This window comes from Candidatus Enterococcus moelleringii, assembly GCF_017377575.1.
Taxonomy (GTDB): Bacteria; Bacillota; Bacilli; order Lactobacillales; family Enterococcaceae; genus Enterococcus_A; species Enterococcus_A moelleringii.
The window spans coordinates 67,884-83,079 of the sequence record NZ_JAFREM010000008.1 but is presented as its reverse complement, the minus strand read 5'-3'; the positions used below and the strand labels follow the sequence as shown (position 1 = coordinate 83,079).

General features: G+C 39.7%; 15 protein-coding genes. All 15 read right to left on the bottom strand.

Going from position 1 to position 15,196, the window contains the following annotated elements; translation table 11 throughout:
- Positions 1-40: 40 nt before the first annotated feature.
- Positions 41-517 carry a transcriptional regulator NrdR gene (gene nrdR, locus JZO70_RS04965; RefSeq protein ID WP_207672440.1) on the bottom strand — a complete coding sequence of 159 codons (477 nt, stop codon included), beginning with the start codon at positions 515-517 and terminating at the stop codon, positions 41-43.
- A 95-nt stretch (positions 518-612) separates the two neighbouring features.
- Positions 613-1,212 carry a dephospho-CoA kinase gene (gene coaE, locus JZO70_RS04960; RefSeq protein WP_207672439.1) on the bottom strand — a complete coding sequence of 200 codons (600 nt, stop codon included), beginning with the start codon at positions 1,210-1,212 and terminating at the stop codon, positions 613-615.
- 4 nt (positions 1,213-1,216) lie between these two features.
- The gene (gene mutM, locus JZO70_RS04955; RefSeq protein WP_207672438.1) at positions 1,217-2,047 is read right to left on the bottom strand and encodes a DNA-formamidopyrimidine glycosylase; all 831 of its coding nucleotides are present in this window, start codon (positions 2,045-2,047) and stop codon (positions 1,217-1,219) included.
- Between the two features lie 49 nt (positions 2,048-2,096).
- On the bottom strand, positions 2,097-4,736 hold the full coding sequence (polA, locus tag JZO70_RS04950) for a DNA polymerase I (RefSeq protein WP_207672437.1): 2,640 nt from the start codon (positions 4,734-4,736) through the stop codon (positions 2,097-2,099).
- Positions 4,737-4,883: 147 nt separating this feature from the next.
- The gene (locus JZO70_RS04945) at positions 4,884-5,564 is read right to left on the bottom strand and encodes a Bax inhibitor-1/YccA family protein (RefSeq protein WP_207672436.1); all 681 of its coding nucleotides are present in this window, start codon (positions 5,562-5,564) and stop codon (positions 4,884-4,886) included.
- A complete protein-coding gene (locus JZO70_RS04940; protein WP_207672541.1) occupies positions 5,557-6,012 on the bottom strand; it encodes a MaoC family dehydratase in 456 nt (151 codons plus the stop codon). The genes JZO70_RS04945 and JZO70_RS04940 overlap by 8 nt, the downstream gene beginning before the upstream one ends.
- A gap of 193 nt (positions 6,013-6,205) precedes the next feature.
- The gene (murC, locus tag JZO70_RS04935) at positions 6,206-7,540 is read right to left on the bottom strand and encodes a UDP-N-acetylmuramate--L-alanine ligase (RefSeq protein ID WP_207672435.1); all 1,335 of its coding nucleotides are present in this window, start codon (positions 7,538-7,540) and stop codon (positions 6,206-6,208) included.
- A gap of 114 nt (positions 7,541-7,654) precedes the next feature.
- Positions 7,655-8,110 carry a SprT family protein gene (locus tag JZO70_RS04930; RefSeq protein WP_207672434.1) on the bottom strand — a complete coding sequence of 152 codons (456 nt, stop codon included), beginning with the start codon at positions 8,108-8,110 and terminating at the stop codon, positions 7,655-7,657.
- Positions 8,103-10,283, bottom strand: coding sequence for a Tex family protein (locus tag JZO70_RS04925; protein WP_207672433.1), 2,181 nt, complete (start codon positions 10,281-10,283; stop codon positions 8,103-8,105). The genes JZO70_RS04930 and JZO70_RS04925 overlap by 8 nt, the downstream gene beginning before the upstream one ends.
- A gap of 63 nt (positions 10,284-10,346) precedes the next feature.
- Positions 10,347-11,246 (bottom strand): DMT family transporter, encoded by a 900-nt coding sequence (locus tag JZO70_RS04920; RefSeq protein WP_207672432.1) that lies wholly within the window; start codon positions 11,244-11,246, stop codon positions 10,347-10,349.
- A 108-nt stretch (positions 11,247-11,354) separates the two neighbouring features.
- Positions 11,355-12,086, bottom strand: a complete 732-nt coding sequence (locus JZO70_RS04915; protein WP_207672431.1) for a metallophosphoesterase — start codon at positions 12,084-12,086, stop codon at positions 11,355-11,357.
- Positions 12,087-12,116: 30 nt separating this feature from the next.
- Complete coding sequence (locus tag JZO70_RS04910; protein WP_207672430.1) at positions 12,117-12,488, bottom strand: VOC family protein; 372 nt, start codon at positions 12,486-12,488, stop codon at positions 12,117-12,119.
- A 73-nt stretch (positions 12,489-12,561) separates the two neighbouring features.
- Complete coding sequence (locus tag JZO70_RS04905; protein ID WP_207672429.1) at positions 12,562-13,950, bottom strand: L-cystine transporter; 1,389 nt, start codon at positions 13,948-13,950, stop codon at positions 12,562-12,564.
- Between the two features lie 202 nt (positions 13,951-14,152).
- Entirely contained in the window at positions 14,153-14,539 is a 387-nt protein-coding gene (locus JZO70_RS04900) for a DUF1149 family protein (protein ID WP_207672428.1), read from the bottom strand.
- A gap of 30 nt (positions 14,540-14,569) precedes the next feature.
- Positions 14,570-15,184 (bottom strand): HAD-IA family hydrolase, encoded by a 615-nt coding sequence (locus JZO70_RS04895; RefSeq protein WP_207672427.1) that lies wholly within the window; start codon positions 15,182-15,184, stop codon positions 14,570-14,572.
- Positions 15,185-15,196: the final 12 nt, after the last annotated feature.

Sequence of the window (15,196 nt, the reverse complement as noted above, 5' to 3'; positions counted from 1 at the left end):
TTAAAATTTTAATTCTTACAGTGCATTTCACGAAAACACTCTATTCTTTGTCTTCAACAGATTTTGCTTTATCAACAATCTCCTGCAATTCCTTCAAGAAAACTGACATGTCCTTGAACTGTCGGTACACGCTGGCAAAGCGAATATACGCAATCTCATCAACATTCATTAAATCTTCCATGACATATTCACCAATCTGACTGGTGGAAATTTCATTTTCACCTAAACCACGGACACGATTTTCTACATGATCCACGATTTGTTCCATTTGTTCCATTGCAACTGGGCGCTTTTCAGCAGAACGAATTAATCCCCGCAAAATTTTATCGCGATTAAATTCTTCCCGATCTCCATTACGTTTAATGACTAAAAGCGGAGTCGCTTCGATCCGTTCAAAAGTTGTAAAGCGGAAGCCGCAGCTTTCACATTCACGACGTCTCCGGATAGCCCGGCCATCATCGGTTTGACGACTATCAATGACTCTTGAGTTATTATGATTACATCTTGGGCAGCGCATGTTTTTCACCTCTCAGATGATATTATTTTATTGTAACACGAGTTTATCATATAATAATGGCTAAAAAAAGCTTTGTTACGCTATTTTGCAAATCTTTATTCGATGAAGTCTTGTTTTTTTAACCACTGAATCACCTGATTTGTCGTTTCTTCTACACTTCCGCGATTATCAAAAACCAGATCAGCTCGGTTCCTTTTTTCTTCTAACGACATTTGGCTTTTAATACGATTGGTTGCCTCTGTTTCCGTTAGATCATTTCGCCTCATTAATCTTTGCAGCTGAGTGGGTTGGTCCACATACACTACCGCGACAGCATCCATCTGTTTCTCATAATGTGTCTCATACAACAAAGGTATGTCTGCAATAACTAACGGACTCTCTGACTTAGCTGCGGTGATTTGTCGATCAATTTCCCCACGAATAAATGGTTCCAACGTATGGTTGAGTTTTTGTCGTTCTTTAGGATCTTGAAAAATTAGATTCCCTAATTTTTTGCGGTTCAAGGTTCCTTCAGGCGTAATTATTTCTTTACTAAAAGCTTCAGTCACAGCGGCCAGTCCGGGGGTACCCGGTTCGACTACTAGACGAGCGACGACATCTCCATCAACAATTGGAAACCCTGCTTCTTTGAATACTTTGACCACTGTTGATTTACCGCTGGCAATACCGCCAGTAACACCTAACACATAGCTCATATTCTCACCTCTTTAATTGCTGACAATGGGGACAATAATGGGTGCCGCGTTGAGCAACCTTCATTTTAGCGATCGGAGTACCGCAGCGTGGACAAGGCTGACCCGTTTGTCCATAGACATTCAACTCCTGTTGGAAGTGCCCTGCTTCACCGAGAGCATTCAGATACGTGCGAATTGTTGTACCACCCGCCTCTTTAGCTTTAGCAATCACAGCAATGATTGCTTGATGCAATACCTCAATCTCTTCTCTGCTCAAGGTATTTGCCGGCTGTTCAGGATGGATTTTCGCCAGCCAAAGAACTTCATCCACATAAATGTTGCCTAAACCGGCAACAATTTTTTGATTCAACAGCAATGGCTTAATCATTGTATGTGCTTTATTCAAACGCCGTTCAAACTCATCGACATCAAAGGTTTCCTCAGTAGGTTCGGGGCCTAGCTGTTGAATGCCTTTATATTCTAAGCCGCTATCCTTTTTCATCAAGCTCATACGACCAAATTTTCGTACATCATGGTAGATCAATTCAGAGCCATCCGTAAAAATAAAACGCACGTGGCTGTGCTTATCCAGCGGTGTTGCCTCCGGAAAATACTCATATTTTCCTTCCATACGCAAATGAGAAACCATATCGTAGTGAGTAAAATGAAAAATCAAATACTTTCCCCGCCGTCCTACAGACTCGATCGTTTCTCCCACCAAGTCATTGCGAAATTGATCGACTTCCGGTGATTCAATGATCCTTGGCCACAATACATCAACTTCGCGAATGGTTTTTCCTAAAACTAAAGAAACTAATCCCCGACGAACTGTTTCGACTTCTGGTAATTCTGGCATTATTTGTCACTCCTAAAAGAAAAGCTGGAAAATATTTTCCAGCTTCTAGTTATTTTGCTTCATACCAAGTTTTTCCCCAGCTGCTGTCAGTAATCAACGGCACATCCAATTGAACCGTGTTCTCCATTACTTCCTTTACCAGCTGATCCAAAGTTTCTAACTCTGTTTCAGGCACTTCAAACACCAACTCATCGTGCACTTGTAAAAGCATATTAGCTTGAAGTTTTTCAGATTTCAAGCGTTTTTCCAACTCTATCATTGCCAGCTTCAAAATATCAGCGGCACTTCCTTGAATAGGGGTATTGATAGCTGTTCGTTCCGCAAATGAACGAACATTGAAATTCCGTGAATTAATATCCGGCAGATATCTGCGACGATTGTAAAGCGTAGCTGAATAACCTAAATCTTTAGCTTCACGAACACTTTCTTCCATATAACGTTTCACATCAGGATAATTCTCAAAGTACGTATCAATATATTCTTGCGCAGCTTTACGAGAAATGCCTAAGTTTTGAGACAGACCGTAATCAGATATCCCGTAAACAATTCCAAAGTTCACTGCTTTGGCATCCCGGCGCATATTTGGTGTTACTTGATCCTTCTCTACCCCAAAAATCCGCATGGCTGTACTGGAATGAATATCCATACCTTCTTTAAAGGCTTCGATTAAATGCTTGTCCTCAGAAATATGCGCCAATACCCGCAATTCAATTTGTGAATAATCGGAAGAATAAATCAACCAATCTTTCTTACTAGGTACAAAGGCTTCCCGAATCTTGCGACCTTCTTCTAGACGAATCGGAATATTTTGCAGATTGGGGTCAACCGAGCTTAAACGCCCAGTTTGCGTCAAAGTCTGCAAGTAACGCGTATGCACCTTGTTGTCAGACTGAATTACTTTCAACAAACCTTCAACATACGTCGATTGAATCTTCGCAATTTGGCGATAATTCAAAATATCAGCCACAATCGGCGCCTGTTCTTGCAGCTGTTCTAAAACATCCACTGCTGTAGAATAACCGGTTTTAGTTTTCTTAATAACCGGCAGCTCCATTTTTTCAAACAAGATAACGCCTAGTTGTTTTGGTGAGTTGATGTTGAACTCTTCCCCAGCTTCTTCATAGATTCTTTGTTCGATATCTTGCAGGCGGGCTGAAAACTCGCCCCGCATATTTTGCAGACGTTGCGCATCCACGGTAATCCCCATGATTTCCATTTCCGCCAAAATACGCGACAATGGCAATTCCATTTTGTAGAACAATTCATCCTGTTTCTTTTCTTCCAAACCTTTTTCTAAGTGATCACTTAAAAACTGAATGGCATTAACTTTGCGAGCTAAATGATTGTAGAAGACTTCTTCGTCCTCAGGCAATCCTTTTTTGGCGCCTTTCCCATAAACCTGCTCATCTGATTGAATCTCAGTGTAGCCATAATGCTGCGCTACTCCTGCGATGTCGTTACTATTGTCATTCGTATCTAATAAGTAAGCTGCCAATAAAACGTCAAAATTGATGCCTTCTGTTTTTGTGATATATCGATTCAAAGCAACATAAGTCCGTTTAGCATCATATACTTTTTTACCGTCGGAAGTTTCCAGCCAAGCTTTGAAATCAGGATTATCAAAAATAGCTAAATCATCTGTTACATAGACTTTCTTTTTAGTCCCCCAAGCAACACCAACGATATCGGCAGTGTGATAGTTATCTTCTAACATTTCAACATATAGCGCTGAATCTGGCGAAAACATTGATGAATCATATTCATTTACTACTTGATAAATGATATCTTCCATCTCTACCTGTTCTTCTTCTACATTCAACTTGCTTAAGAACTGTTTAAAGTCCATTTCTTTATAGAAGGAAACTAACTTGTCCATGTCCTTGCCAAAATACGCCAGCTCTTCCAACGAAATCGTAACGGGAGCATCTGTCACGATGGTTGCCAATTCTTTAGACAAGAAGGCTTGCTCTTTATCGTTGATCAAGTTTTCCTTCATCTTGCTTTGTTTCATTTCATCGACATGCTCATAGACACCTTCAACACTGCCATATTCTTTCAGCAGTTTAATGGCCGTTTTTTCACCGATTTTAGTTACACCGGGATAATTATCTGATGCATCTCCCGCCAGACCCTTCATATCGATGATCTGATTAGGTGTTAAGCCATCATATTTTTCAGCTACATGTTCAGGTGTGTAAGACTCAATATCACTAACGCCCTTCACTGTGATATCTACGGTAACTTTATCGCTGGCTAATTGAGTTAAGTCTCGGTCTCCAGAAAGTACAACTACATCAAAGTCCGCCTCTGACGCTTGCTTAGCCAAGGTACCGATAATATCATCTGCTTCATAGTTAGCCAACTCATAATGTTTGACACCTAAGCCTTGCAGTAGTTCGCGAATATAAGGCATCTGTTCACGAAACTCACCGGGGGTTTTCGAGCGTCCACCTTTGTAGTCCCCATACATTTCCGTTCGAAATGTCGTTTTTCCTGCATCAAAAGCTACCAAAACGTGGGTCGGTTTTTCCCGATCCATTACATTCTCAAACATGTTGTTAAAAGCATAGATTGCATTCGTGTGCAGTCCATTCTTATTTTTAAACCGTTCCAGTGAATTATGTAAAGCAAAAAATGCACGGAAGGCGACACTGTTTCCATCTACTAGTAATATTTTATTTTTAGCCATTTCCTCGACTCCTTTACGCTTTATTTTAACAAAGTATAGCCTAAATTGGAAAGCATCCAAGTCACAAAAAAGACTTCTCAAGCCAGCACGCGAGTATAAGGCTGATTTGAGAAGCTTAACCATCAAAAAAAGGCGATTGCTCGCCTTTTAGTTATTGTTGCCGAAGATACGTAAGAATGAGATAAACAAGTTGATGAAATCAAGATACAGTTGCAAGGCCATAAATACTGCAACTCCTGAACCTGCTTGACCATTTGTCTGTTGATAAATTCGACGGATCATTTGATTGTCATATGCAGTAATTGCTGACATAATCACCACCATCAAAATAGAAATAAATAGATCCACTACACCACTGTGCAAAATGAAAATATTTAGTAGCATTGCAATGATAATCCCGATTAAGCAACTTAAGGCTGCTCGACCAATACCTGACAAATCACGTTTAGTAAATGTACCAACTAACGACATCGCTACAAACGTTACAGAAGCTGTAACGAAAGCTTGCGTTACTGTCCCAATTTCATACATCGCCAGAGTAACCGCTAAGGTCAACCCATTCAGCATTGAATAAGCGATAAACCCGCCAATTGCAAGACTAGGATTTGTCTGCGCCTTAGCACCTAACATGATGACCAAGATAATTTCTACGATCCATAAGCCGAAAAAGCCTAGCGGAAATCCATCAATAAATTGACCAACTTGATAGGCCATCGGTCCTAACGCTAGGTATGAGATAATCGCACTAATCCCGATTCCTAGGGCTAAATACCCATAAATCTTTCCGTAAAATCGATTTAATCCGGTAATTGCTTGTTGATTATTCATTTGTTTCCTCCTCTAGTTTAAACGTTGGCGGTTTTACCATAACAACCGCATCTAAAATTCTTTTTTCGTCACTATTCGCCGCTTCTACTGAAATAGTAACGACGTCTTTCATTTTATCCACTTTAATCACTTCGAATTCAAAGGTTAAGGTTTCATAATGATAGACTGGATCAATAAAATTGATTGAAAAGTTCACAACATGTGAGCCCGGGCCCGGCAAGTGCTTCGAAATTGCACTAGTAATAATACCCATCAGCATAATTGACGGTACAACTGGACGTTCATATTCTGTGTCTTTGACAAAATCGTGTTGAATATATAGTGGATTTGCATCATTGGTTAATCCCAAATATAAGAGCAGCTGATTGTCTTCGATTGATTCAGTTAAGGATAACGAGTCCCCCTCTTCGATTTCATCAATCGTCTTTCCAATTTTTCTCGCCTTCATATTATACAAATCTTTTCCCTCCGTTGGTTAATCTTATTCATATTTTATCAGAATGCCGTAAAAACACAAGCTGGTTCATTTCCTTACAAGATAAATGTAAGAAATAGGCAATTTCTCAAATGTTTTTTCAAAAACAGAAAGGACTGATCTAATCCGCGATTAAATCAGTCCTTCCAATTAGTATTTTATAAATTTATAGTACGTTTCTAGTTGTATTGCTTAATAGGTTTTCATAAGCGCGTTCAAAGCGTTGTACGTCGCCGGCACCCATAAAGATGACCACACCGTTTTCGTAGTCTAGTAATGGAGACATATTGTCTTCTTGCATGACCAAACCACCTTTTTGAACTTTGTTGCCTAGATCTTCAATCTTCACTTCTCCACTGGTTTCGCGAGCAGAAGAAAAGATATCTAATAGATAGACATGATCCGCTTTGTCTAAAGCTTCGGCAAATTCATCAATTAACGCAATTGTGCGACTGAAAGTATGTGGTTGGAAAACCGCAATTAATTCTTTTTCTGGATATTTTTGACGAGCAGCATCAATCGTTGCTGTAATTTCAGCTGGATGGTGAGCATAATCATCAACAATAATCATATCAGCAACCTTCTTTTCGCTGAAACGACGTTTTACTCCAGAGAAGGTCATCATTTCTTCCTTTACCTTTTCCATGTCTAAACCTTCAAAGTAAGCAACTGCTATGACAGATAGTGCATTTAAAATATTGTGTTTGCCAAATGATGGCACAGAGAAACGGCCGATAAAGCAGTCTTTGTGATACACATCAAAAGCTGAGCCTTTAGTTGTTCGAACGATATTGCGAGCTTGAATATCATCATTATCCGACAAGCCGTAGAAATAAATTGGCACATCTGACTCTAATTTACGTAAATAATCGTCATCACCATAGGCAAAAATCCCTTTTTTCACTTGTGATGTCAATGTTTGGAAAGCTTCAAATACATCGTCAATACTCTTGAAGTAATCAGGATGATCAAAGTCAATATTGGTCATGATGGCATAATCAGGAGAATACGCTAGAAAATGACGCTGATATTCGCACGCTTCAAATGAAAAGAACTTCGCATCAGGAACGCCATGTCCGGTACCATCACCAATTAAATAGCTAGTTGGTGCGATTCCGCTAAGCACATGAGACAATAACCCAGTCGTGCTGGTCTTACCATGTGAACCGGTAACCGCAATGCTGGTATATGGTTGAATGAACTGTCCAATAAAATCATGGTAACGAATGATTTCTAGACCTAATTCTTTCGCACGAACGACTTCTTCATGGGTGTCCGGAAAAGCATTTCCTGCAATAACTTTCATTCCTGGTTGAATATTTTCTTCATCGAAAGGCAGAATCTTGATTCCAGCTTTTTCCAAATCACGTTGGGTAAAGAAATACTTCTCAACATCTGATCCTTGCACTTGGTAGCCTTTTTCAAATAAAACCAATGCCAGTGAACTCATTCCTGAGCCCTTGATTCCAACAAAATGATAAAGCGTATCCTTGTTATTCATCTTATCCCTCTATCCTCTTCTTTGGTACGTTTTGTTCGATTCACATTATCGTATAAAAACGCTAAAATAGCAATTTTTTCTTCTCTTACGGAAAGGAAAAGCTCAATTAACAGCTTAAGAAGAAGCTTTCTCTGTCCTTACAAATAGTAGTTTACCATGACAATTACCACAGACATAACGCTCCGTATCAATCTTTCTGCGCCGTTGAATCTTTTTTCCGCAGTTTTGACAACGATAGTGTTGAATCGTTGATGCGGCTAGCCGCGGAGCATATCGTGATCCGCCAGTTTGTTGAAGCAATTCTTTAAATTCTCGATCCTTATGCTGATATCCTTTACCTGCTAGATGCAGATGATAATGACATAGCTCATGTTTAATCACTTTAATCAGTTCTTCGATCCCATAACGTTCAAAAAGTAAGGGATTGAAGTCGAGATTATGGTTATTCAAATGGTAACGACCGCCGGTGGTCTTCAACCTGCGATTAAAACTGGCTTGATGGACAAAAGGTTGTTGAAAAGATTCCAACGATATCTTTTCAACCAATTGCTGTAATTCCTCTTTAGTCATTTACTGTCATCGGAATCATAGTTAAGCTGATCCGGTCCTTCTTCACATCAATGGCTTCAACCCAAACGGTCACCACATCCCCAACTGAAACTACATCAGTAGGATGCTTCACAAATTTATTACTCAATTTAGATATATGAACTAATCCATCTTGTTTTACTCCGATATCCACGAAAGCCCCAAAATCGATCACGTTGCGAACCGTTCCTTGCAATTCCATACCCGGTTTCAAGTCTTCCATACTTAATACGTCTTGGCGTAGTAACGGCGCGGTCATTTCATCCCGCATGTCGCGACCGGGCTGCAACAAAGCTTGCAGAACATCTTTGATTGTTTCTTTACCGATTTCCAACGTTTGGCTTAGTTGGTTTACTGTTAGACCTTTTAGTTGTTCAGTTGCTGCTTCTGTTCCTAATTCTTTCAAAGATACATTTGCCTGATTCAAAATCTCTTTGGCACTATTATAACTTTCTGGGTGAATAGAGGTATTGTCTAAGACATTTTTTCCATCCGGAATTCGCAAGAAACCAATCGCTTGTTCGTAAGCTTTAGGTCCTAAGCGTGGTACTTTCTTCAGTTGTGGACGTGAAGTAAATCCACCGTTCTCATCCCGATAAGTAACAATATTTTGAGCCGTTGTTTTGTTTAAACCAGAAACATATTGCAGTAATTGAGGACTGGCGGTATTCACATCAACACCCACTTGGTTAACTGCGGTTTCTACCACAAAATCCAACTGTTCTGATAAACGTTTTTGGGAAACATCGTGCTGATATTGTCCAACACCTACTGCTTTAGGGTCAATTTTTACCAGCTCAGCTAACGGGTCCTGCAAACGACGAGCAATGCTGACCGCACTACGCTCTTCTACTTGTAAATCAGGAAACTCTTTACGGGCAATCGTACTAGCTGAATAAACTGATGCTCCAGCTTCATTAACAATTACATAAAAGACTTCCTTATTCACTTGTTTTATTTGTTCAGCTACAAATAATTCTGATTCACGGCTGGCTGTTCCATTTCCGATAGCAACCATTTCCACATCAAACTTTTCAATTAATGCTCGCAAGGCTGGTCCAGCGGCTTGACGTTTAGCTTGTGAAGCAGGTTTATGTGGATAGATGACCTCAATCGCTAAAACTTTTCCAGTTGCGTCAACAACTGCCAGCTTACAACCCGTTCGATAAGCTGGGTCAAAGCCTAAGACAACTTTCCCCTTCAAAGGCGGCTGCAATAATAGGTTTCGTAAATTTTCGCCAAAAATCGCAATTGCCTGTTCGTCTGCTTGCTCGGTTAGTTCATTACGAATCTCCCGTTCAATTGCTGGACCAATGAATCGCTTGTAGCTGTCCTTGTATGCTTCACGAATAAAATCAGCTGTCACAGATTGATTGTTTGAGATCAGCTTTCTTTCTAAATAGGAAAAGATTTTTTCTTCATCCACTATGATTTCAACTTTTAATACTTCTTCTTTTTCCCCACGATTGGAAGCCAATACGCGGTGGGAAACCATTTTTTTAATCGGCTCAACAAAATCATAATACATGCCATAGACTTCTTTTTCGTCTTTTTCAGCATCTTTGACTTTGCTTTGATACAAACCATAATTTTTCGTGTAATCACGAATCCATGTACGGAAATCAGGATGATCGCTGACTTGTTCCGCTACAATTTCGTGGGCGCCTTGTAAGGCTGCTTCAGCACTTGGAACTTCTTCATTTATATAATTCGCCGCTTCAGCGTAAACATCACCGCTGACCGGAAAACTCAATAAGTATTCAGCCAAAGGTTCTAACCCATTTTCTTTGGCAATTGTCGCTTTAGTCCGACGCTTTTGTTTATACGGGCGGTATAAATCCTCAACTTTTTGCATCTTGACAGCTGCTTGAATTTCTTGGGCCAATTCTTCAGTCAATTTGCCTTGTTCTTCAATCAGACGAAGAACCTCTTGTTTACGTTTTTCCAGCCCTTCAAGATAATGGTAACGTTCTTCGATTTCACGAATTTGAACTTCATCTAAACTGCCGGTGCGTTCTTTACGATAGCGGGCAATAAAAGGAACCGTATTTCCTTCATCTAATAACTCTAAGACAATTTGCGTCTGTTGCGGCCGATAGCCAATCAGTTCTTTGTTTAATAATTGGACGATTTCTTGATTGATACTCATGATCATTCCTCGTTTCTTCAAAATCTTGTCTATTTTAACACAACCACTACATTTGTTGAACCGTAATTTCTAATGTGGGTTGATTCTTCGCTGCACAACGATATTTTGCCATTCCGACAAAAACAAGCCGAATAAAGTCAATACAATCCCGATACAGGTTTTAACTGTTAGCTGTTCTCCCAGTAAAACAACGGAAGCCAGCGTTGTCAGCATCGGAATCGAATAAATATAGATCGCTGCTCTGACTGCACCTAACTGTCTCACCGAGAAATTCCAAGTTACAAAACACAAGGCAGAAGCGCCAATACCTAAAAACAATAAGTTGGCTAAATTCTTAAAATCAAACAAACGAGCCATATCAAATCCGTCAATCGAATAGAAGAAAACTGGTGCCATAAAAATTAGCCCATAAATAAAAATCCGTTGAGTAACCGCGATGGTGGAGTATCCAAATTGGCCGATCTTTTTTACAAATAGAGAATAGCCGGCCCAAAAGAAGGTAGCGAAGAAAGCCAACCCATCACCAATTGGATTCACGTTCAAGGTTCCCGTTAGACTAATGAAGCAAATTCCGATAATCGAACAAACAAACCCTAATACAAACAGAGGGTATATCTTACCTTCCTTCAAAACAAAGCGACTAAGTAAAGCAGTCACAAAAGGACTAATTGAACCAATAATGCCAACATTCATTGCTAAAGTATACGTTAAGGCCACATTCTCTAAATAATAATAAAGAAAAACACCAAATATTCCTGCTAAAGCAAAATAACCTTCTTCTTTCCAGCTGGAAAACGGAAGCAGTTTAGGCGAAACTACCAAAAGCACAACTAACCCTAAAAGAAAACGAATAAATAAAATCTCAATTGGTAAAAAAGCGTTTAGCAGCACTTTTGTAGAAATAAAGGTTGAAGCCCAAATAATTACCGTAACAATCGCCGCTAAATGTCCTTGCAGATTTTTCTCCATGTTCTACCTCCAGTCCATGTTCAACAATTAACTATGCCACAAAAAATGAGGAATCACTAGGTTTTTCGCAAAAAAAATCTGGCATCACCTGCCAGATTTATAGCTCTCTTAAAATGTTGGCTGCCACGGCCCCTTCGTATTAGGGAGTTCGTGATCCTCCACGATACCTTGCTTATCAAAAAGTACGCCATGCAGCGAACCGCCGAACACCGCACCGCCATCAATGCCTATCTTGTTATCCATTTGCCATAGAGCAGTTGTTTCCATATCACCATAGAGCATCGGCGTGATCGTGTGACCAAAAACGATTACCTTGCCAGTCTCGTTTTTTCCAGTGTGGAAAGGTTCGCGAATCCACAAAAAATCGTGTAGATCCGTTTTACGCCAATCGGCTTTATTTAAGTCCACACCAGCATGAACGAATACATAGTGCTGCCATTCGTAATAAAAAGGACGTTCGATCAGAAACTCCACCAATTCTTTGTAGCGTCCCAGAATGAACATTGCAATTTCAGTTGGTGAATATTCCTCACAAGCCCCTGGATGCAGCAAGCTTTCAATGGTTTCTTTTCCACCATTATATTTGTAGCTTTCAAACCAATCCTCAGGCTTTTTCAAAAACTGTAAAAAGTACTCTTCATGGTTTCCACGCAGATAAATGGCCTGCTGCTCTTCAACTAACTGCTTACCGAGTAGCCAGCAGTCTTTACTCTTAGGTCCGCGATCGTTAAGATCTCCGATTAAGATCAGCTGCTGGGTTTGCGGATCAAAATATTCCAACATCTTTTTGAACAGGTCCAATTCCCCATGAACATCCCCGATAACAAATACTTGCTCCATTTTCTTACTCCCTTCCTGAAAAGAGAACTTCTATTGTCCAGACACTACAAAGTAATTACCATCTGCATCAACAAAATTGAAAACAAATTCTTCCCCGATTTGGGCGATCTCCCCGACTTGAATTCCCTTATCTTTTAGTTCTTTATACAGAGCGACTACATCATCACTGCTGAATATTAAAGCTGGAGAAGGTTCGACAGCTTCACCCGAATTATTTTCGACAAATTGCCGATCATAAATGACTAAATGAGTATCACTGGTCTCAGTCATTGCTACTTCTGCAACCAATGATCCATCAATCTCATCTAAACTTATTAGAACAAAACCTAGCGTTTGCCAAAATTCACTGGCTTTTTTTACATCTTGTGCGTATAAAATTACTTTTACTTGATTATTAAACATTCCATTCACCTCTAAAAAAGTGTACCAAAAAAGACTTGGTCGCGCTAGCCAAGCCTTCAGATTCTTTGATTAATTAATTCGTTTCGATTGATGCATTTTTATCCTGTAAAACTTCTCGATCCAATTCATGGATTCGTTCACTGGTTACAACACCTGCAACCATACTGCCGCTTACGTTGACAGCAGTACGAGCCATATCAATCAATGGTTCAACTGAAATAACCAAACCAACGATTGCTACCGGCAAGTTCATGGCACCTAGTACGATCAATGATGCAAAGGTTGCACCGCCGCCGACACCAGCCACACCAAATGAACTAATTGTTACGATAGCTACCAACATAATGATAAATTGTAAATCAAACACATTGATACCAACAGTCGGCGCAACAATCGTTGCAAGCATGGCTGGGTAAACACCTGCACAACCGTTTTGACCAATTGAAATACCAAAGCTTCCGGCAAAGTTGGCAGTTGCTTCATCAACACCTAAAGCTTTTGTTTGCGTCTCAATGTTCATTGGCAAAGTACCAGCACTTGAACGAGAAGTAAATGCAAAACTTAAGGCTGGGAAAGCTTTTTTGAAAAAGTTCACTGGGCTGACTTTAACTAAAATCAACAGCAACGAGTGAACCAATAAAACAGCAATCAGCGCTGCGTATGAGGCAACAATGAATACGCCTAAATTGACAATCGCTTCAAAATCACTTGTTGCTAGTACATTGGTCATTAATGCCAGAACCCCGTACGGAGTTAAGCGCAGAACCAGCGTCACAATACGCATGATGATTTTGTATAAGCTGTCAATTAAATTAGCAAAAAATTCGGCTTCTTTTGGTGCTTTTCTTTTAACACCAAGATAAGCGACACCGACGAATGCTGCAAAGATAACGACACCAATAGTACTTGTTGGTCTTGTTCCAGCAAAGTCAGCAAACACGTTAGTTGGAATAAATGCTAAAATTTGCTGTGGAATTGAGAAGTTCTGAACGGTTTCTTGTCTTTCAGCTAATTCACTGATCCGAGCTGATTCAGCAGCACCTCGAGTGAAGGTTGCTCCATCTAAGTTAAAGATCAGAACAGCGGCAATCCCGATTAACGCGGCAATTGCGGTAGTAGCTAATAAAACAAACAAAACATTTGCACTGATTTTTCCTAGTTTGCTGCTGGATTTCATCTTAGTGAAAGCTCCAACAATTGAAATAAATACTAATGGCATAACTAACATTTGTAATAATGATACATAACCATTACCAACGATTCCGATCCAGTCCATCGCTTGCGTGATAACTGGGCTTCCATTTCCCAAAAGCAATTGTAAAATACCACCGAAAACAATACCTAATCCCAAGCCGGTAAATACCCGCGTGGAAAACTTCACATGTTTTCGTTGCATTTGGTAGAAGCCTACAAGCATGGCAACAAAAATCGCAACCACTAATACAGTGAGCAGAGTTGTCATTGTATTCCTCCTTAAAAAAACATTTAGAATGACAAGTCTGTCAAAGGAAGTAAAGGTTCCCGGGGAATATTCTTCAATATCCCACCCTAAAAATAAGTGCGCGAAACTTGAAATTTTTAGTGACTGTATCATTATAACCTACATCGTGCTTTCTGTCTTTCTTAACAGCTCGAAAAAAAGAACCTTCCGCTATGGGAAAGTTCTATTGAGCAGTTGGTGAAGCAAAATTAATTTTGATACCTGGCTGATCCAAGGCAATTTCAGTTATCTCGTAAATCATACGTTCCACCAAACGAAAGAGCGGCTTCACCATTTCATTGGCCTCCGTCTCATTCATATCACTCTGGTTTCTAATTTGACGATTAACTACGTGGTTAACCTGTGATACCGTTCCGCTAACGATGAACGCATCAAATGGCAGGACAAATTCAAAACGAACTCCCATAATGCTATTCTCTTTTGGATAATTTGGATCCGTTGATTCTAACGGACTGAAACCGATTTGGATTTTTTGATTTACCTCTTGATCTCGTGGCGGCAAGCCATAGTTAAAAGCTTCCACGATCTCTTTATCGCGTAATATTTCCATCTCGCACCCCCTTAAAAATTATAACACAAACTATCTGGGAAAAAGAGAGGTTATTTCTTTTAAATGATGAATTGTCCAATCAGCACTTACCTTTTGATTAAAGTGGTCTATATCATAAAAGCAGGTAGCTACTTGGGCGTTTCTCCCTGCCTTCATATCTAATTTGCGATCACCAATCATGACAGTCTCTTCTTTATTCAAATCGTATTTATCAATTAACGCGTTCAAAGAAGTTGGATCAGGTTTACGGGGGTAGCCAGAATCGCTGCCGATAATGGCTGTAATGGTATCTTGCACCCCGTCTCGCTGCAGAAATTGCCAAGTAGAGTCAACTGTACGATGCGTCAAAATAAAATGTTGACCACCCTTTTCTTTCAATTCCCATAAAGTTTCTTTCGTATCTTCAAAGGGAAATGAATCAGTTAAGATACGATTTTCATACTGATGAAACACACGATTGAAATCTTCTTCTGGCAAATCTAATTTTTTAACCAAATGACGAATCGATTCCATTTTGATTGTTCGATAAATTGATTCACGTTCAGTTTCAAACCTAAAATCATTTAATGCTTGCATTAGTGCATCCATCATCACAGGATACGTATCATATAAGGTTCCGTCAAAATCCCAAATAAAATTTTTCACACACTCATCACT